The following is an 18275-nucleotide window of genomic DNA, read 5'->3' as shown; positions in this document are numbered from 1 at the left end:
CGCTCGGGCCGGGCTCAGGCCACGAAGGTCCGCGGCGACTCCCCGGCTCCCGACGCGCCCGTCTCCACGAGCCGCGCCGCGGCCGCCAGCCGTGCCGCCGCCTCCTCCGCCACCGCGCCGCCGACCGTGAACGGCAGCCGCACATACCCCTCGAACGCGCCGTCCACCCCGAAGCGGGGTCCGGAGGGGACGCGTACCCCGACCCGCTCCCCCGCCTCGGCGAGGCGGGAGCCGGACAGACCGCCGGTACGCACCCACAGCGTCAGCCCGCCCTGCGGTACCGAGAACTCCCAGGAGGGCAGCTCCCGGCGCACGGCGGCGACCAGCGCGTCACGGTTCTCGCGGGCCTGGGCCCGGCGCACCTCCACCGCCTGCTCCCATCCCCCCGTGCTGAGCAGCCAGTTCACGGCCAGCTGTTCCACCACCGGTGTGCCCAGGTCCGCGTAGGCACGGGCCGAGACCAGGCTGCGGATCACGTCGGGAGCCGCCCGCACCCAGCCGATGCGCATGCCCGCCCAGAAGGCCTTGCTCGCGGACCCGACCGTGATCACCGTCGACCCGCCGGGGTCGAAGCCGCACACCGGGCGCGGCATCTCCACACCGTCGTCGAGGTGCAGCTCGGTCATCGTCTCGTCGACGACCAGCACGGTCCCGGCCGATCGGGCCGCGTCCACCAGCCGGCGCCGCTGGTCCTCGTCGGCCAGCGCACCGGTCGGATTGTGGAAGTCGGCCACGACGTACGCCAGGCGTGGCGCCGCGTCCCGCAGCACCTGCCGCCAACGGTCCATGTCCCAGCCCATGAGCCCCTCGGCCATCGCGACCGGCACCAGCCGGGCCCCCGCCTCGCGCATCAGCTGGAGGATGTTGGCGTAGGAGGGCGACTCGACGGCGATGCGCTCGCCGCGCCCCGCGAAGAGATGGCAGATGGCGTCCATCGCGCCCATCGCGCCGGTCGTCACCATGATCTGCTCGGGCATGGTCGGGATGCCGCGCGCGGTGTACCGGTCGGCGAGCATCGAGCGCAGCGCGGGCAGCCCGGCCGGGTAGTCGCCGTGCGTGTGCGCGTACGGCGGCAGCTCCTCCAGGGCTCCTTGAACGGCGCGGGTGAGCCACGGCTCGGGGGCGGGCAGCGCCGCGGTGCCCAGATCGATCATCGAACCGAGCGACTCGGGCGGCAGCGGCTCCAGGCCGCGCGCGGGCAGCGGGTTCCCGGCCGGCACGGCGGTCCAGCTGCCCGCTCCGCGGCGGGACTCCAGGAAGCCCTCGGCACGCAGCGCTTCATAGGCGGCGGCGACCGTCGTACGGCTGACGGACAGGGACAGCGCCAGTTCCCGCTCGGCGGGCAGCCGGGCGGCGACGGGCACGCGTCCTTCCAGGACCAGCAGCCGGATACCGTCGGCGAGTGCGCGATAGGCCGGGGGGCGGCGGGTGCCGGGGCCCGCGGGGCGTTCCTGCTGGGAGTTGAGCAGCCGGGCGAGCTGCGCGGCGCCCACTGCCGAAGTCCACTGAGCCATGGTTGCCAGTCCACCTTCCCGGAATTGGCCATGGATGGCTTCTCTTTCCAAGCCACAGAGTGACACGGGTCAGTCCACAACCACCACAGGGGGGCACGTCTTGTCCGGCGTCCTGTCCACACAGAACCGTCGCGGGCGACGGTTGATCCAGTTGTACGTCGGCCTGGCGCTGTACGGCGCGAGCTCCGCGCTCCTCGTCGAGTCGGGACTCGGGCTCGAGCCCTGGAACGTGCTGCACCAGGGACTCGCGGAGCTGACCGGTCTGACGATCGGTGTGGTGTCCATCATCGTGGGCGCGGCGGTCCTGCTCCTGTGGATCCCGCTGCGCCAGCGCCCCGGACTCGGCACCGTCTCCAACGTCTTCGTCGTCGGCATCGCCATGGACGGCACGCTCGCCCTGCTTCCCGGGGCACACACCCTGTCCGTCCGCATCCCCCTGCTCGCGGCGGGCATCGTGCTCAACGGAGTGGCGACCGGCCTCTACATCGCGGCCGGCTTCGGACCGGGTCCACGCGACGGCCTCATGACGGGCCTGCACCGGCGCACCGGACGCTCGATCCGGCTGGTGCGCACGGTCATCGAAGTGGCGGTCGTGGCGACGGGCTTCGCGCTCGGCGGGACCGTGGGCGCCGGGACCGTCCTGTACGCGGTGGCGATCGGCCCCCTCGCCCAGCTCTTCCTGCGTTTGTTCGCCCCCTCCGGGGCGTCGGGCGGCAGCACGGTCGTTGCCGAGGGGCCACCCCCGCGGGCGATACTTCGACGGTGACCGCGCACATACGCCACCCCTACCTCGACCATCCGGGCCCGATCGCCTTCGCCCACCGGGGCGGGGCGGCGGACGGCCTGGAGAACACCATGGTCCAGTTCCGGCGCGCGGTGGCGGCGGGCTACCGCTACATCGAGACGGACGTGCACACGACGTCCGACGGGAAACTCGTCGCCTTCCACGACTCGACCCTCGACCGGGTCACCGACGGAGCGGGCCGGATCGCCGATCTCCCCTGGGCGGACGTGCGCCACGCGCGCGTGGCGGGCAGCGAGCCGGTGCCCCTCTTCGAGGAACTGCTCGAAACCTTCCCCGGGGTGCGCTGGAACGTCGACGTCAAGGCCGAGCCGGCCCTGCGCCCGCTGCTCGACCTGATCGAGCGCACGGACGCCTGGGACCGCGTCTGCGTCGGTTCGTTCTCCGAGGCGCGGGTGGTTCGCGCCCAGCGCCTGGCCGGACCGCGGCTGGCGACGTCGTACGGCATCCGCGGTGTCCTGAGCCTGCGGCTGCGCTCCTGGGGCATACCGGCCGCGCTGCGCCGCTCGGCGATCGCCGCCCAGGTGCCCATGTCCCAGTCGGGCGTTCCCGTGGCCGACCACCGGTTCGTGCGCGCCGCCCACGCCCGCGGACTCCAGGTGCATGTGTGGACCGTGAACGATCCGCACCAGATGCACCAGCTCCTGGACCTGGGCGTCGATGGCATCATGACCGATCACATCGACACGCTGCGCAAGGTCCTGGAAGACCGGGGCACCTGGATCTGAACCCTCGCGCGGCCCCTACCACGGGGAAGCGAGGACACGGGTGGGCACCGACACCGCGCAGGCACGGCCGACCGACGAGGCCGCCGAGCGACGGCGCGAACAACGCGGCTGGTACTTCTACGACTGGGCCTGCTCCGTCTACTCGACGAGCGTGCTGACCGTGTTCCTCGGCCCCTATCTGACGTCGGTCGCGAAGTCGGCGGCGGACGCGGACGGCTATGTGCATCCGCTGGGCGTCCCGGTGCGCGCCGGGTCGTTCTTCGCGTACTCCGTGTCCCTGTCCGTGATCGTCGCCGTCGTGGTGATGCCCCTGGTGGGCGCGGCCGCCGACCGCACGGGCCGTAAGAAGCCGCTGCTCGCGGTGACGGCCTACGTGGGCGCTGCGGCGACGGCGGGCATGTTCTTCCTGGACGGCGACCGCTATCTGCTGGGCGGCGTGCTCCTGTTGGTCGCCAACGCCGCGCAGGCCGTCTCGATGATGCTCTACAACTCCTATCTGCCACAGATCGCCCCGCCCGAGGAGCGCGACGCCGTCTCGTCCCGCGGCTGGGCGTTCGGGTACGCGGCGGGAGCCCTCGTCCTCATCGCGAACCTGGTGCTGTTCCTCGCCCACGACTCCTTCGGTGTCTCGGAGAGCACCGCGGTCCGGATCTGTCTGGCCTCGGCGGGTCTGTGGTGGGGCGCCTTCACCCTCATACCGCTGAAGCGGCTGCGCGACCGCGGGTCGCCCGTCAAGGAGATCACCGCCCCCGGACCGCGCCGGCTCGCGGCGACCGTCCGCGACATGCGCCGCCACCCGCTCACGCTCTCGTTCCTGCTCGCCTACCTGATCTACAACGACGGCATCCAGACGGTGATCTCCCAGGCGTCGGTGTACGGCTCCGAGGAACTGGGCCTGAGCCAGTCCACGCTCATCGTCGCCGTGCTGCTCGTCCAGGTGCTCGCGGTGGGCGGCGCCCTGGGCATGGGGCGGCTGGCCCGGACGTACGGCGCCCGGCGCACGATCCTCGGCTCACTGGTGGCCTGGACGGTCACGCTGGGCGCCGGCTACTTCCTGCCGGCCGGCGCGCCCTTCTGGTTCTTCGTCCTGGCGTCCGGGATCGGTCTCGTCCTCGGCGGCAGCCAGGCCCTGTCCCGCTCCCTCTTCTCGCATCTGGTGCCCGCCGGCAAGGAGGCCGAGTACTTCTCGGCGTACGAGATGAGCGACCGCGGCATGAGCTGGCTGGGCCCGCTCCTGTTCGGCCTGACCTACCAGCTGACCGGAAGCTACCGGGACGCGATCATCTCGCTGGTGGCCTTCTTCGTGGTCGGATTCGTGCTGCTCGCCAGGGTTCCGGTACGGCAGGCGGTGCGCGACGCGGGGAACTCCGTTCCCGAAAGGATTTAGCGCCCAGGGCCAAAGGGCGGTAGTGTACGCGTTTGGCCTGCCAGGCGTACCGTTACTGCGCGTCAAAGAAGCCGAAACGCTGGGTGACATCTGCTAGCAGATGTGACAAACCGGGCGCCGGTGGGTACAACAAGGGGCGGCTACGACGGCGACGCACAACCCGGAACGGGACCCGGAACGGGAATCTTTACCGCCGACCGGACGTTGACCGGATGACGACGACAGCGACACCTGTCCTGTGGGCGACAAGCCCGGGAGGCACGATTCATGAGTGAGCGAGCTCTTCGCGGCACGCGCCTCGTGGTGACCAGCTACGAGACGGACCGCGGCATCGACCTGGCCCCGCGCCAGGCCGTGGAGTACGCATGCGAGAAGGGGCACCGGTTTGAGATGCCCTTCTCGGTCGAGGCGGAGATCCCGCCGGAGTGGGAGTGCAAGGTCTGCGGGGCCCAGGCACTCCTGGTGGACGGCGACGGCCCTGAGGAAAAGAAGGCCAAGCCCGCGCGTACGCATTGGGACATGCTGATGGAGCGGCGCACCCGTGAGGAGCTCGAAGAGGTCCTCGAGGAGCGCCTGGCGGTTCTGCGATCCGGCGCGATGAACATCGCGGTTCATCCCCGGGACAGCCGCAAGTCCGCGTAGTCCCTCCGGGGGCAGAGCGGCATACAACGCACGCACGTGACCGTGGGTGCCGTACGAATGTACGGCGCCTGCGGTTTTGTGCTGTCCGTAACACCTACGGACGTCTGCCGTGCCGTGCCGTGCCGTGCCGTGCCGTGCCGTGCCGTGCCGTTTGCATGATCGGCCGGACGGGCCGCCCTAGCGGTTCAGCGGCGGGCGCGGGCCCGGCTCCGGGTCCTGGGGGCCGTCCTGCCTGATGACCTCGCCCTGGACCACCTTGCCGTCGGGGCGGTGGATGCGGACCTGCTGGAAGGCGTCGCCCAGCGTGCCGGGGGTCGCCTCGCGGATCTTGCGGTCGAAGGTGCGCTCCGCGTACCGGCTCACGGCCTTCTGGACCGGCGGGATCAGGAGCAGGAGGCCCAGGGCGTCGGAGATCAGGCCCGGCAGCATCAGCAGCAGCCCGCCGAGCATCATCAGCCCGTTGCCGTCGCTTCTGCCGCGGGTCACCGGCGCGTCCGACTGCTGCTGTTGCAGCGTCTCGCTGAGGTTGCGGAAGGCCCGGCGCCCGGCACGCTTGATCACCACGGAGCCGAGGACGAACCCGGCGACCAGCAGCAGGAAGACCGTGAACCCGCCGGCCGCACCGGCGACCAGCGTGAGCAGCCAGATCTCCAGCACCAGCCATGCGGCCACACCCAGCGGCAGGAACGTGCGCAGCCGAGAGCGCCGGGGGCGGGCGGGGTACGTCGGAGTCGGAGCGCCAGTCGTCATGCGTCCAGTGTGCCTGGCCCCGGCTCAGTGCGGGATAAGGGAATGATCAACGCCGCCCGTGAACCCGTACGGTCCGCAGGCGGCGGTTCACGAGGACTTGGGCCCCCGGCCCGTGATCCGTCCGACCCGTTCCCCGACGCCCCACGTCGTGACGCGCCACAGCGCCTCGACGAGGATGTCGCGGCTCATCTTGGAGTCGCCGAACTCCCGCTCGACGAAGGTGATGGGCACCTCGACGACGTGGTAGCCGGCCTTGACGGTGCGGCGTGCCAGGTCCACCTGGAAGCAGTACCCCTGGGAGGCGACCTCGTCGAGGCCGAGCCCTTCCAGGGTCTCGCGGCGGAAGGCCCGGTAGCCGCCCGTGATGTCGCGCTGCGGCAGGTCGAGGGCGAGGCGCGAGTAGAGGCTGCCGCCGCGGGAGATGAACTCGCGGGACTTCGGCCAGTTCACGACCCGGCCGCCCGGCACCCAGCGGGACCCGAGCACGAGGTCGGCGCCCTTGAGCGCGGTGAGCAGCCGGGGCAGCTCCTCCGGCCGGTGCGAGCCGTCGGCATCCATCTCGACCAGTACGCCGTAGCCGTTGTCCAGGCCCCAGCGGAAGCCCGCGAGGTACGCGGCGCCGAGCCCTTCCTTGCCCTTGCGGTGCAGCACATGCACCTGGTCGTCCTCGACGGCCAGCTCGTCCGCGAGCTTGCCCGTGCCGTCGGGGCTGTTGTCGTCGGCCACGAGGACGTGCGCCTCGGGCACGGAGGCCCGTACCCGGCCGACGATCGACTTGATGTTCTCCGCCTCGTTGTAGGTCGGAATGATCACCAAGGCGGTGCCGAGCGGGCCGAACTGTCTCCCCTGAGCTCCTGCCGTGAGGGTCTCGTCGCCGTCGTTCACTGCTGCCCCTTCAAGTCCGTACGCAGGGGTCCACCATAGTGGCCGCGGCCTGCACCGACGTGTCAGCACGTTCGTATGGGGGGTGTCGATTACACAAGAGTCGGGTAAGAGGCACTTTTGCGCCAGTGCGCGCATCCGATTCCGCCGCCCGTCCGCGTGCACGCCACGGAATCGGGGCCCGGCGCCCTTCGGGCCGACCTGGGGCCCGCTGGCTGCGGGTCGACCGAGAGCCGTTGTCTACTGAGCGTCCGGGCCCCACCCGGGTCACACCCTTCCCCCCAGACTCTCGGTTCCGCTCGAGCAGGGAGGGACCTCCGTCCGGCGTGCGGAACGATCCCTCGTCGTGGCGCGGGTGCTGGGCCTGGCTCCCAGTGGCGGTGCGCCGGTGCGGCGCACCACCCCTGGCCCAGCGACGCTCCGGCGAGTGCGCGGAAGTTCCCCGGTCGGACGTCCGGTGGTGGACCCGGCCGAACCTACCGGCCCCCCGAGGTCGGCTGTCAACAGCCGTTCGAGCTGCGACGATTCCCTCATCCGACCGGGCAGTGCGGAGGATGCGCAGGTCGCGCGCCGGGCGGCCGGTGGTGATCGCCGCCGCGCCGTCCCCGGACATCACTCGTTGGGCCGTACGAATACCGTCCGCCCGCCCACCACGGTCCGCAGGCAGACGGGCAGGTCTCCGCCGGGGGTCAGGTCGGGCAGTCCCGGGGTGCCCGAGCGCGGGTCGGTGGACCAGCGGGCGACGCGGTCGTCGGGGGCCTGCACGACCAGTTCCTCGGTGCGCCACACGGCATAGTCGGCGGGCGCGCCCGGCACCAGGACCCCCGCGTCGTCCCGTCCGATCGCCCGCCATCCGCCACGCGTATGCGCCGTGAACGCGGCGCGCACGGAGACACGGTGCTCCGGCGTGCGGTGGAAGGCCGCCGCGCGGACGGTGCCCCACGGGTCGAGCGGGGTGACGGGACTGTCGGAGCCGAAGGCAAGGGGTACGCCGGCCCGCAGGAGGGCGGCGAAGGGGTTGAGCGTACGGGCCCGCTCGGCGCCCAGGCGCTGCGCGTACATGCCGTCCGCGCCGCCCCACAGCGCGTCGAAGGCGGGCTGCACGGAGGCGGTGAGGCCGAGTTCCGCGAAGGCCGCGATGGTCTCGGGGGTGAGCATCTCGGCGTGTTCGACGCGGTGCCGGGCGGCGCGGACGCGGGCGAGGCCGACCTTCTCGGCGGCGGCGCGCACGCCCTCGACCACGGAGGTCACGGCGGCGTCGCCGATGGCGTGGAAGCCCGCCTGGAGGCCCGCCTCGGTGCAGGCGATCACGTGGGCGGCGACGGCGTCGTCGTCCAGATAGGCCGTACCCGTGTGCCCGGCGTCGCTGTACGGCTGGTGCAGGCAGGCGGTGTGCGAGCCGAGCGCGCCGTCGACGAAGAGGTCACCGGCGGCGCCGACCGCTCCGAGGGCACGCGCCCTGTCGATGCCCTCTTCGCCCCACTCGGCCCAGTAGCCGACGACCCGGGGGCCCGTCTCCTCGGCGGCGAGGCGCAGCAGGCCGGTGAAGTCGTCCTCGGAGGAGATCTCGGGGCCCGCGCACTCGTGGACGGAACCGATGCCGAGCGAGGCGGCGTGCGCGAGGGCGGCACGCTGGGCCTCGGTGCGCTGGGCCGGGGAGACGGCGCCGAGCGCGGCGCCGCGGACGGCGTGATGGGCGTCGCGGGTCAGCGGGCCGTCCAGGTATCCGGCGCGGCCGGTGATGCCGGGCACCAGGTCGAGCAGGGCGGTGCTGACGACCGCCGAGTGGACGTCGATCCGGGAGAGGTACAGCGGACGCCCGTCGGCCGCCTCGTCGAGTTCGGCGCGTGTCGGGGGGCGTCCGCCGGGCCAGCGGGCCGTGTCCCAGCCGTGGCCGAGCAGGACCCGGTCGTCCGGGCGGGCCGCGGCGAAGTCGCGTACGAGGGCGAGGGCCGCCTCCAGGGAGGGTGCGCCGGACAGGTCGAGGCCGGTGAGCGCGAGCCCGGTGGAGGTGGTGTGCACATGCGCGTCGGTGAATGCGGGGGTGACCAGGGCGCCTTCGAGGTCCACGACCTCGTCGACACCGGCCGAGAAGGCGTCCGCGGCGCCTTCCGAGCCGACCCAGGCGACCTGTCCGCGTTCCACGACCATCGCGGTCGCGAAGGGGTCGGCGGGGCTGTGGACTTCTCCACCGCGCAGCAGCACGGTGTCCGACGGGGCGGTGCTCTCACTCATGGGGAACAGTCTCGCGCCTGCGTGCGCTCCCGTGGCGGCCGGGGCCGTCAGATCCGCGGCGGGCGTGCCTCGTACGGCGTCGACAGCACCACCGTCGTACGCGTCGAGACGCCCGCGAGCGTCCGCACCCGGGCGAGGAGCTCCTCCAGCTCGTGCGGGGTCGAGACGCGGACCTTGAGGATGTAGTTCTCGTCGCCGGCCACGCTGTGGCACGCCTCGATCTCCGGGACGCCGGCCAGGCGTTCCGCGATGTCGTCGGGGGCGCTCGGGTCGAACGGTTTCACCGAGATGAAGGCGGTCAGGGGCAACCCGACGGCCTCCGAGTCCACGACCGCGGCGTAGCCGCGGATGACGCCGCGCTGTTCCAGGCGACGTACCCGCTGGTGCACGGCCGACGTGGACAGGCCGGTGGCCTTGCCCAGGTCGGTGTAGCTCATCCGCCCATCGGCGACGAGCAGCTGCACGATCTGTCGGTCGAGCTCCTCCATGGCGCAAGAACCTACAGTGCGTCTGATCTCCTCGGATACCTGAGCCGCGCAGGTCATACCCGGTTCGTGATGTGGCCGACGGCCGGCTGCCGGCCGCCCGTGGGACAAATCCACCGCGTCGGGCATCTGCGCGCGGCATGTGACGAACGACACAGTGCCCGAACAGGCTCCGTGATGTTCTCGTGATTACCGCCGAGACGGGGCGGGAAGTGCTTGCTGTGGTCGAGGCCGCAGTGCCTTGTCGGCCCAGCCCGAGGGGGAGAATCCCATGCAGAGTCTTAAGCGCCCAGGTCGTACCGCACCCAAGCGGCAGCAGCTCGTCATCGAGCCCGAGCCGGAGGGTGTCGAACCCGGCGAGGACGAGTTCGACGCCTACGACACCTTCGAGATGTACCGGGTCGTCTGCCCGGACTGCGCGCAACCGATCGCGCTCCTGGCGGACGAGGAGGTCCTGCCCGAGCACGCGCTGTGCGCGACCCCGTGGAACCCGTTCGGGCTGACGGTCTGCGCCGGTACGGGCCGCCAGGCCGCCGACGCCCGGCCGGCGGACGAGTCCGTCGAACCCCAGGAGCAGGACACCGCCCTGCTGTTGACGCTCCCTCAGGGCCTCGACTGGCGGACGCAGCCGTTCTCGCACGTCGGCGGCCCCGGTTCGCGCCCGATGCGGGTGCCGGACATGCGGCGCGAGGCCGCCTGACCCACGGCACGAGGCGGCGCGCGGCCCGCGCGTGGTCCCTCGATCCCCGTAGCTGCCCTGCACCACGGCTCGCAGGTCGCCGTGGTGCAGGTTCAGTGCGTCCGGATCCGCCGTAAGGGCCACCTCGCCGCAGCGCACGTGACGGTGGGCGACGCGCGGCATGACGATCGCCTGCCGCGGGCCCGCGTGCCGGGTGGGGAGAGCCGTGTCCCGCGGGGTGTGGCCGGTGAGCCGCGCACAGCGTCGCTCGGCATCGTCGCGCCGCGGGAAGCCGGGCAGCAGCCCGCGTCGACCGATGCTCACGGCCGGGCCCGGGAAGAAGCGGTACGGGGAGACCGTCCAGCCGAAGCCCGACTCCCGCGACGACGTTCTCGGTGCGCGCGTCGGCCGACCGAGCAGCGCCCCGCCCTCTTCGCGTGGCCGGAGGTCGTCGACCGGTCGACGACGTCCTCGATGGGCGGCGGGCGTGACGGCCCGTCAACTGCCCATGTGCCGTGGGTACGTTGAGTCGTGACGTGGCGACGCAAGAGGCTTGCCTCGCCGAGGGGGGCGAGGGACGCGGCTTCCTCGGCCGGCACAGCGCCGCGCAGGACACCTCCAGCCGCGCGCGCCGCCCAAGGGCCGAGAGGGGCCCGCGGTACCCCTTACCGGGCCCGTCATGAACTCACGCTCTATTCCAGGCACCGGTGACCCGGCCGCCGCCCGCGCGTTGCCCGGGTATGACTTCCACCTATCCAGCGACCGGGCGTCGGCGTCGGGTACTCGTTCCGGCACCGGCAGAATCGGTTCCGCTGCGGCCGCCGCAGCCCGTCGACCCGCCCATCTACCGCGCCCTGATGCGGACATGGGCCGACGGAGGGCGCACGCTCCCGGGCCGTCACGACCCGGAGTGGGTCCGCCTGGCGGCACCCCCGGTCGGGCTGGGCCAGTTCGGCGCCGGCCGGACCCCTCCGGCGGACGCCTGAGCCCCGGCCGGTCCCGGCCCCGCACACCGCCCCTCAGCGCACTTCAGGCCCGCGGGGCGCCTCGGCGCGCCCCACGGCCCGCAGAGCGCGGCGCACGACCGCGACGCGCCTCAGCGCGAGTCGGGACCCGCGACGTGCCGGGCGATGACCATCCGCTGGATCTGATTCGTCCCCTCGACGATCTGCAGGACCTTGGCCTCACGCATATAGCGCTCGACCGGGAAGTCCGCGGTGTAGCCATAGCCGCCGAGCACCTGGACCGCGTCCGTGGTCACCTTCATGGCCGCGTCCGTGCACAGCAGCTTGGCCATGGCCGCCTGCTTGGAGAACGGTCGGCCCGCGTCGCGCAGCCGGGCGGCGGCCAGGTAGAGCGCCCGGCCCGCCTCGATCTGCGTGGCCATGTCGGCGAGCATGAAGCGCAGCCCCTGGAAGTCGGCGATCGGCCGCCCGAACTGCTGCCGCCCGGTGGCGTACGCGACCGCCTCGTCGAGGGCCGCCTGGGCGACGCCGACGGCGCAGGCCGCGATGCCGAGCCGCCCGGAGTCGAGCGCGGACAGGGCGATCGCGAAGCCCTGCCCCTCGTCGCCGATGCGCCGCTCGTCGGACACCCGCACGCCGTCGAAGTGGACCTGCGCGGTGGGGGAGCCCTTCATGCCCATCTTCTTCTCGGGCAGCGCCGCGTGCAGGCCCTCGGCGTCGCCCGGCACCAGGAAGGCCGTGATGCCGCGGGCACCCTCGCCGCCGGTACGCGCCATGACGGTGTAGAAGTCGGCGATGCCGCCGTGTGTGATCCACGCCTTGGTGCCGGTGATCACCCAGTCGTCGCCGTCCCGCACCGCCTTCGTGCGAAGCGAGGCCGCGTCCGATCCCGATGACGGCTCGGAGAGACAGTAGGCGCCGAGCAGTCCGCCACCGAGCATCGCGGGCAGGTGCTCGACCTGCTGTTCCTTGGTGCCGTACTGGGCGAGCGCATGGCAGGCGAGGGTGTGGACGCTGACACCGAGGCCGACGGTGAGGCGGGCCGCAGCGAGCTCTTCGAGGGCCTGGAGGTAGACCTCGTACGGCTGGTCGCCGCCTCCGTACTCGGAGTCGTAGGGCAGGCCGAGGAGTCCTGATTCCGAGAGCAGTCCGAAGACTTCGCGCGGGAAGTGCCCGGCGTCCTCCCCCTCGGCCGCCTCGGGGGCGATCTCACGCTGCGCGATGTCGCGGACGAGCGAGATCAGATCCCGGGCCTCATCCGTGGGCAGCTGACGGTCCACCGGCTGCGGGGCGCGGTCGGGCATGGCGACGCTCTCCTCCCTGTCGGGCACATCGGCGAACGCTCACCTGGGGTGGGGCGGCCCCGCCGGGTCTCACTGGACACTGCCGATGCTGCCGCCTCCGGGTCACGGAGGCTGCTGACCAGCGGCTGTGCGCTGTGAGTATGCCCGATCGGAGGCATCGCGTCACCAGTTAACGAGCGCTCACTCAAAAAAGAAGCCACCCTGCCCCAGGGAGCGGCCCCCGCGCCGCCTCCGACGCGAAATTGGTCCGAACCATTGACCCAACTGGTCTAGTCCTCCTACTGTTTCGTCCCCAGCGCGTCTACGCGTTCATGCCAACCGACGCACGCTCCCCTCTCCCCCACGAGGAGACACGATGCTCAGTCCGCACCGCCCCCGCGTCCTCCCCCAAACCCGCAAACCTGTTCGAACAGGGGGCGCCTCCCTGCGGGCGCTCCTGTCCGCCGCATGTTGCGCCGTCCTCGGCGCGGGGCTGCTCGCCGGCGCGGGCACCGCGACCGCCACGGAGGCCCAGGCCCCCGCCAGGGCGGCCGCCGCCGGCTCCAAGGTCGTCGGGTACTTCACCGAATGGGGCACCTACGACCGCAAGTACTACGTCAAGAACATCGAGACCTCCGGCTCGGGCGCCAAGCTCACGCACATCAACTACGCCTTCGGCAACGTCACGGGCGGCAAGTGCGCGATGGGCGACGCGTACGCGGCGACCGACCGGGCGTACACCGCGGCCGAATCCGTGGACGGCGTCGCCGACACCTGGGACCAGCCGCTGAGGGGCAACTTCAACCAGCTGCGCAAGCTCAAGAAGCTCCACCCGAACCTCAAGGTCCTCTGGTCCTTCGGCGGCTGGACCTGGTCGAGCGGTTTCGGCGAGGCCGCCAAGAACCCGGCCGCGTTCGCCCAGTCCTGCTACGACCTGGTCGAGAACTCCAAGTGGGCGGACGTCTTCGACGGCATCGACATCGACTGGGAGTACCCCAACGCCTGCGGCAACACCTGCGACACCAGCGGCAAGGCGGCGTACAAGAACCTGATGGGAGCGCTGCGTTCGAAGTTCGGCAGCGGCAACCTCGTCACCTCGGCGATCACCGCGGACGCCACCAGCGGCGGCAAGATCGACGCGGCCGACTACGCGGGGGCCGCGCAGTACGTCGACTGGTACAACCCGATGACGTACGACTTCTTCGGCGCCTGGGACGCGACCGGCCCCACGGCTCCGCACTCGCCGCTGAACTCGTACTCCGGCATTCCCAAGGCGGGTTACCACACCTCGGCGACCATCGCGAAGCTCAGGGGCCTCGGCGTCCCGGCCTCGAAGCTGCTGCTCGGCATCGGGTTCTACGGCCGCGGCTGGACGGGCGTCACGCAGGCGGCGCCGGGCGGCAGCGCCACGGGCCCGGCGGCGGGCACGTACGAGCAGGGCATCGACGACTACAAGGTCCTCAAGACGAAGTGCCCGGCGACCGGCACGGTCGGCGGCACCGCCTACGCCAAGTGCGGCAGCAACTGGTGGAGTTACGACACCCCGTCGACCATCGCCGGGAAGATGACGTACAAGAACGCGCAGGGTTTGGGAGGCACCTTCTTCTGGGAGCTGAGCGGCGACACCTCGAACGGTGAACTGATCAAGGCGATCAACTAGCCGTCGAAGCAGGTCACTTGAGGTGGGGGTCCGAACGGCCCCCGCCTCTCGCTCAGGTGTCCCGGCGGGCGGCCGGCGGTGCCGGATACGCCGGGTCGAGCTCCTCGATGGCGCGCAGGGTGCCGCCGAGCATCTTGACCAGCAGTTTGCGCATGATGTCGCGGGGCAGCTCCGGGCGGCCGGTCCAGTCGAGGGTGGCACCCTCGACGCTGCACAGCCAGCCGAGCAGGCCCATGCGGGCGAGCGGCGCGATCTCGTGGCGCCCGTAAGCGCCTTCGGCGATCGCGTCGACCATCGCCTGCCGCACGCCGTCCCGTATGGCCTGCACCTCGGCGTCGAAGCCGACGCCACCGCTGATGATCGCGCGGTACGCCGCCTGGTTGTGCTCGGCGTAGCGGAGGTAACCGTCGATGGTGCGGTGCACCCGCTGGTCGGGCGGCAGCTCCAGCCCCTCGGCGGCGCGGGTGACCAGGCCGGTCACCGAGTCCTCGATGATCGCCAGGTAGTAGCCGCGTTTCGACTTGAAGTAGTAGTAGATCAGCCCTTTGGCGACGTGCGCCTGGCGGGCGATGTCGTCCATCGACAACGCGTCGTACGACGTGTCGGCGAACAGCTTCCGTCCGATGGCGATGAGTTCGGCGCGACGCGCGGCAGAGCGGTCCGTGCCCCGTGCCCCGGGGCGCACCACGCCGCGCTGTTGACTGTTGTTCAATTCCGGCCCAAGTCTCCAACTGCCAGCGGGACATCGGCAGTATGTCAGAACATCATCACCAGGATGTTCGACTCCGATCGGCGAACCGGACGCGGTTCGGGACGCCCCGCGGGGCGGGCCACTCAGGTCACAGCAGGCCGAGCTGGGTGACGAGCATCGCGAGGACCACCACGAGGGTCCAGCCCATGACGTGCTCCAGGATCTTCGGGCCGTCTTCCTTGGGGCCGCCCGTGCGGACGCGGGGTGCGGTGGCAGAGGTTGCGGTCATGGCTTCTCGCTGACGTCGTCTTGCAATGGACTCCCCCCCACCGGTCTGTCCACCTTGCCACCGGAAAGGGCTTTTGCGGCGGAGACCTTGGTCACACGGGGCGGCGGCCCCCGGTACTCTCCCGGGGGCCGCCCCTCGTCAGCGGACGCCCACCGCCGCGAGCGCCTTGCGCCGGCGCGCGGAGGGATGGGCCGGGAAGTACAGGTAGCAGACGCCGCCCGTGCCGGAGACGACCTTGCCGGAGGCGTTGTACCGCTTGGTGCGCAGCCAGATGTTCTCGAACTCGCGCCGCTGGTAGACCCGCCGGACCGCGTCGTCGCCGGGCGACGCGGGGTCGTTGGCGATCACGTCGCCGTCGGCGGTGAAGCCGATCACGGTCATCAGGTGGCCCGAGGTGCCGTAGCCCGCCCCCGTCAGCTCCGTCTTGAGGAACGACTGGGACGTGATGACCGGGATGCCCGCCGCGATCAGCGTCTCCAGATCACCGAGGGAGCCGAGCCGGGTCACCACGCCCTGGAGGTCCTTGTACGTCGCGGCGTAGGCCGCGTTGAAGGGCCAGTTGCCGCAGCCCGCGTACTGGTAGTCGTAGGTGAAGCGGGCCGCGTGGCACACCTGCGGGTCGGCGTACGAGGGGTCGACCCAGGCCAGCTGCCCGGGTGTGGGCCGGCGGCCCCAGTACTCGATGATCATCTGTGAGGAGGTGGGGCTGCACCAGGCCTCGCCGCCGTTGTCGTACTCGGGGTACTGGCCGGCGTGGATCTCCTGCGAGTAGCGCGGGACCCTCAGCTCCTGGGCGAGCCCCGGCGCCGAGGCGGGCACGGTGAAGCGGTCCGGGATGTCGGAGCCCATGGCGCCGAGGCGCCACACGGTCGGCGTGATCCCGCCGCCCGGGGTGCGGTACAGCGTGAGCCGCAGCCGGTAGGAGACCAGGCGCAGGCCCGAGGCGGTGTCGTCGATGGCGAAGGTGTCCGTCCAGATGCTGCTCTTGCCGTCGCTCTGGCCGTCGACCGAGGTCCGCCGGATGTCCTGGTCGCCGGCCGCCCAGCGGCCCATCACGTACCAGGGCGTGGCGGTGCCGTCGGAGTAGGTGCCCGTCAGCTCGACCTGGAGCCAGGTGCCGGCCGGGGTGTGCGCGTTCCAGGAGGCGATCACCTCGGTGGAGGGGACGGCGAGCCGGTGCACCGGGGACGTCCAGGTCGCGTACTCCCAGGTGGCGGTCCTGCCGGTGTGCGGGTCGGTGTAGTCGGTGCGGCCCGCGGGGGTGGCGATCGCCAGGCCGGGGCGGGCGCCCGCGACGGCCCGGGTGCCCTTCGCGGTGCCCCCGCGCCAGTCGGAGTACGAGGTCCAGGCGCGGTTGTCCACGAGGTTCGGGGATGCTTTCGTCGGCCGGGCGGTCGGCGCCGCGGCCGCCGGGCCCGCGGCGCCGACCGCTGCCACGGCGACCGCCGCGGCGATGACGGTTCTGCGGGACGGCTCTGAAGCTCTGGTCATCGGTGGGTGACCCCCAGTTGTCCGGAAGCGGCAGCTCAGACGCGCGGCTGTGGGCCAACTATGGCCGCCGGACGCAGACTTCTGCCAGCACTTCGGCACGCGGCGCGTCACCAATATTGGTCCCGACCACTGGCACTGCCTGGGGGCCGCCACTCCGGCGTACGGGCAGGCCGTACGCCGGAGCCCGGGGCGGGTGCGTCAGACGAGGTCCATCGCCGCGACCTCGTCCGGCCGGCCGTAGCTGACCGGCCCCTGGAAGCGGCGCCGCGCGGTGGCGAACCACCACACCGTGGCGACGACCAGCACCACGGCCAGCGCGATCGGGGCGTAGTTGAAGGAGTCGACGGTGATCGGCGAGGCCTGCGGCAGCATGAACAGGACGCTGCTGAGCAGGATCCAGGTCACGGCGAGGATGCCGACGGGCCTGCTCCAGCGGCCCAGGTTCCACGGGCCGGCCCGGAACTCGTCGCCGAGCCGCAGCCTGAGGAAGATCGGCACGGCGTAGGCGAGGAAGAGGCCTACGACGTTGACGCTGACGATGGCGGTGAAGGCGGTGTGGGACCACCAGCCCGGCAGCACCAGCGCGAGCGAGCAGCCGACCGCCAGCCAGACGGCCTTGACGGGCGTACGGGTGCGCGGCGAGACCGTGTGCCACCAGCGGGAGCCGGGCATCGCGCCGTCCCGGGAGAAGGCGAAGATCTGCCGGGTGTTGCTGGTCAGATTGGCCAGTCCGCAGAAGAGCATGGCGCCGATGACGATCAGCAACAGCACCTTTGCAGTGCCCATGCCAAGCCCATCGATGAGAATCTGCACGGGCGGCGCCGAGGAGCCGGCCACCTGGTCATAGTCGTGAATGCTGTAGACGAGGGCGAGCATGAGGATCAGTCCGGTGATCGCCGAATAGCCGATGGCACGTGTGATGCCCTTGGGGGCGTTGACCGTGGCCCGGACCGTTTCCTCGGACATGTGGAAACTGCCGTCGAAGCCGGTGAAGGTCCAACTGGTGACCAGCAGACCGAGCATCCCGCCGTAAATCCCGTTCGTGAAACCGGTGTTGTTCGCGAAATGCGTCACGAACGAGGCCGACTGATGGTCGTCGGGCATGACGGTCAAGGTGCTCACGATCACCACGAGCCCGATCAGGAGCCACCACACGGAGATCCGGTTGAGGACGGCGACGAGCTGCACGGTGTAGGTGTTGGCCAGCCCCTGGAGCGCGATGATCAGCGCCGTGATCAGGACCGTCTGGTGAGCGGTCGGCTCGTACGAGGACCATTGCAGGGCGATGAACGCCTGGATGAAGGTGGCGGCCGCGTATCCGGTGGCGGCCGTACCGCCCACCTGCCCCACGAAATTGAGCCAGCCCGTGTACCAGGACCAGGCGCCCTTGTGCCGCTTGGCGAGCTTTCCGGCGGAGAAATAGAGCGCCCCGCTCGTCGGATATGCGGAGGCGACCTCGGCCATCGCGGCCCCGATGAACAGCACCATGACGGAAACGCCGATCCAGCCGAAGACGAGAATGCGCGGCCCGCCCGCGTTCATACCGAATCCGAAGGACGAGAAGATGCCCGAGATGATGTTGATGATGGTGAAGGAGATGGCGAAATTGTCGAACGCCTGAAATCGTCGGGTGAGCTTGCGCGGATAGCCCATCGCATGCAGCGTCGCATCGTCGTCGAGTGCGCCGGGATCCGCACCCGCACGTCCTCTCGCATGTGACGTACCGGGCGCTGATATCCGTTCTGACACAACCTGACCTTTCTGTGGGGGGGGTGCCGGAGACCGGGGTGAG

General features: G+C 71.3%; 16 protein-coding genes. 6 read left to right on the top strand and 10 right to left on the bottom strand.

Features of this window, described 5'->3' with window-relative positions; all coding sequences use genetic code 11:
- Positions 1-14: 14 nt before the first annotated feature.
- Positions 15-1514 (bottom strand): SCO1417 family PLP biosynthesis transcription factor, encoded by a 1500-nt coding sequence (locus SAVERM_RS35595; protein ID WP_010988326.1) that lies wholly within the window; start codon positions 1512-1514, stop codon positions 15-17.
- 112 nt (positions 1515-1626) lie between these two features.
- Between SAVERM_RS35595 and yczE the strand changes: the two genes are divergently transcribed.
- The 4 genes from yczE to SAVERM_RS35575 all read left to right on the top strand — a co-directional run bounded on the left by yczE (position 1627) and on the right by SAVERM_RS35575 (position 5073).
- Positions 1627-2280, top strand: coding sequence for a membrane protein YczE (gene yczE, locus SAVERM_RS35590; protein ID WP_037646682.1), 654 nt, complete (start codon positions 1627-1629; stop codon positions 2278-2280).
- Positions 2277-3044: a glycerophosphodiester phosphodiesterase family protein gene (locus SAVERM_RS35585; RefSeq protein WP_010988324.1), complete on the top strand. Its 768-nt coding sequence runs from the start codon at positions 2277-2279 to the stop codon at positions 3042-3044. Before yczE ends, SAVERM_RS35585 begins: the two co-directional genes overlap by 4 nt.
- A 40-nt stretch (positions 3045-3084) precedes the next feature.
- Positions 3085-4431, top strand: coding sequence for an MFS transporter (locus tag SAVERM_RS35580; RefSeq protein WP_010988323.1), 1347 nt, complete (start codon positions 3085-3087; stop codon positions 4429-4431).
- Positions 4432-4698: 267 nt separating this feature from the next.
- Positions 4699-5073: an RNA polymerase-binding protein RbpA gene (locus SAVERM_RS35575; RefSeq protein WP_003977404.1), complete on the top strand. Its 375-nt coding sequence runs from the start codon at positions 4699-4701 to the stop codon at positions 5071-5073.
- 177 nt (positions 5074-5250) lie between these two features.
- Here the strand turns inward: SAVERM_RS35575 and fxsA are convergent, their stop codons facing one another.
- From fxsA to SAVERM_RS35555, 4 genes are all read right to left on the bottom strand, one after another.
- Positions 5251-5823: an FxsA family membrane protein gene (fxsA, locus tag SAVERM_RS35570; protein WP_010988322.1), complete on the bottom strand. Its 573-nt coding sequence runs from the start codon at positions 5821-5823 to the stop codon at positions 5251-5253.
- A gap of 87 nt (positions 5824-5910) precedes the next feature.
- Positions 5911-6708: a polyprenol monophosphomannose synthase gene (locus SAVERM_RS35565; RefSeq protein WP_010988321.1), complete on the bottom strand. Its 798-nt coding sequence runs from the start codon at positions 6706-6708 to the stop codon at positions 5911-5913.
- A gap of 609 nt (positions 6709-7317) precedes the next feature.
- On the bottom strand, positions 7318-8940 hold the full coding sequence (locus tag SAVERM_RS35560; protein WP_010988320.1) for an amidohydrolase: 1623 nt from the start codon (positions 8938-8940) through the stop codon (positions 7318-7320).
- A 47-nt stretch (positions 8941-8987) separates the two neighbouring features.
- Positions 8988-9428 carry an Lrp/AsnC family transcriptional regulator gene (locus SAVERM_RS35555; protein ID WP_037646600.1) on the bottom strand — a complete coding sequence of 147 codons (441 nt, stop codon included), beginning with the start codon at positions 9426-9428 and terminating at the stop codon, positions 8988-8990.
- Between the two features lie 268 nt (positions 9429-9696).
- On the opposite strand from SAVERM_RS35555, the gene SAVERM_RS35550 reads away from it, so the two are divergent.
- Positions 9697-10125 (top strand): hypothetical protein, encoded by a 429-nt coding sequence (locus SAVERM_RS35550; RefSeq protein WP_010988318.1) that lies wholly within the window; start codon positions 9697-9699, stop codon positions 10123-10125.
- A 1075-nt stretch (positions 10126-11200) separates the two neighbouring features.
- On the opposite strand, the gene SAVERM_RS35545 is transcribed toward SAVERM_RS35550, so the two are convergent.
- A complete protein-coding gene (locus tag SAVERM_RS35545) occupies positions 11201-12373 on the bottom strand; it encodes an acyl-CoA dehydrogenase family protein (RefSeq protein WP_010988317.1) in 1173 nt (390 codons plus the stop codon).
- A 355-nt stretch (positions 12374-12728) separates the two neighbouring features.
- On the opposite strand from SAVERM_RS35545, the gene SAVERM_RS35540 reads away from it, so the two are divergent.
- Positions 12729-14012: a glycoside hydrolase family 18 protein gene (locus tag SAVERM_RS35540; protein WP_010988316.1), complete on the top strand. Its 1284-nt coding sequence runs from the start codon at positions 12729-12731 to the stop codon at positions 14010-14012.
- A gap of 52 nt (positions 14013-14064) precedes the next feature.
- Here SAVERM_RS35540 and SAVERM_RS35535 read toward each other — a convergent pair whose 3' ends face one another.
- The 4 genes from SAVERM_RS35535 to SAVERM_RS35525 all read right to left on the bottom strand — a co-directional run bounded on the left by SAVERM_RS35535 (position 14065) and on the right by SAVERM_RS35525 (position 18232).
- Positions 14065-14724: a TetR/AcrR family transcriptional regulator gene (locus SAVERM_RS35535; protein WP_010988315.1), complete on the bottom strand. Its 660-nt coding sequence runs from the start codon at positions 14722-14724 to the stop codon at positions 14065-14067.
- A gap of 127 nt (positions 14725-14851) precedes the next feature.
- Positions 14852-14992 carry an SCO1431 family membrane protein gene (locus SAVERM_RS42000; protein WP_010988314.1) on the bottom strand — a complete coding sequence of 47 codons (141 nt, stop codon included), beginning with the start codon at positions 14990-14992 and terminating at the stop codon, positions 14852-14854.
- 138 nt (positions 14993-15130) lie between these two features.
- A complete protein-coding gene (locus SAVERM_RS35530; protein WP_010988313.1) occupies positions 15131-16483 on the bottom strand; it encodes a peptidase C39 family protein in 1353 nt (450 codons plus the stop codon).
- Positions 16484-16681: 198 nt separating this feature from the next.
- Complete coding sequence (locus SAVERM_RS35525) at positions 16682-18232, bottom strand: amino acid permease (RefSeq protein ID WP_010988312.1); 1551 nt, start codon at positions 18230-18232, stop codon at positions 16682-16684.
- Between the last annotated feature and the right edge of the window lie 43 nt (positions 18233-18275).

It is taken from the genome of Streptomyces avermitilis MA-4680 = NBRC 14893 (genome assembly GCF_000009765.2).
GTDB classification, from domain to species: domain Bacteria; phylum Actinomycetota; class Actinomycetes; order Streptomycetales; family Streptomycetaceae; genus Streptomyces; species Streptomyces avermitilis.
This window is presented reverse-complemented; position numbering and strand designations above follow the sequence as displayed.

Coding starts and splice junctions, on each gene's coding strand:
- SAVERM_RS35530 (WP_010988313.1), bottom strand. CDS start 16,483: ATGACCAGAGCTTCAGAGCCGTCCCGCAGAACCGTCATCGCCGCGGCG.
- SAVERM_RS35575 (WP_003977404.1), top strand. CDS start 4,699: ATGAGTGAGCGAGCTCTTCGCGGCACGCGCCTCGTGGTGACCAGCTAC.
- SAVERM_RS42000 (WP_010988314.1), bottom strand. CDS start 14,992: ATGACCGCAACCTCTGCCACCGCACCCCGCGTCCGCACGGGCGGCCCC.
- SAVERM_RS35595 (WP_010988326.1), bottom strand. CDS start 1,514: ATGGCTCAGTGGACTTCGGCAGTGGGCGCCGCGCAGCTCGCCCGGCTG.
- SAVERM_RS35560 (WP_010988320.1), bottom strand. CDS start 8,940: ATGAGTGAGAGCACCGCCCCGTCGGACACCGTGCTGCTGCGCGGTGGA.
- SAVERM_RS35540 (WP_010988316.1), top strand. CDS start 12,729: ATGCTCAGTCCGCACCGCCCCCGCGTCCTCCCCCAAACCCGCAAACCT.
- SAVERM_RS35545 (WP_010988317.1), bottom strand. CDS start 12,373: ATGCCCGACCGCGCCCCGCAGCCGGTGGACCGTCAGCTGCCCACGGAT.
- SAVERM_RS35550 (WP_010988318.1), top strand. CDS start 9,697: ATGCAGAGTCTTAAGCGCCCAGGTCGTACCGCACCCAAGCGGCAGCAG.
- fxsA (WP_010988322.1), bottom strand. CDS start 5,823: ATGACGACTGGCGCTCCGACTCCGACGTACCCCGCCCGCCCCCGGCGC.
- SAVERM_RS35555 (WP_037646600.1), bottom strand. CDS start 9,428: ATGGAGGAGCTCGACCGACAGATCGTGCAGCTGCTCGTCGCCGATGGG.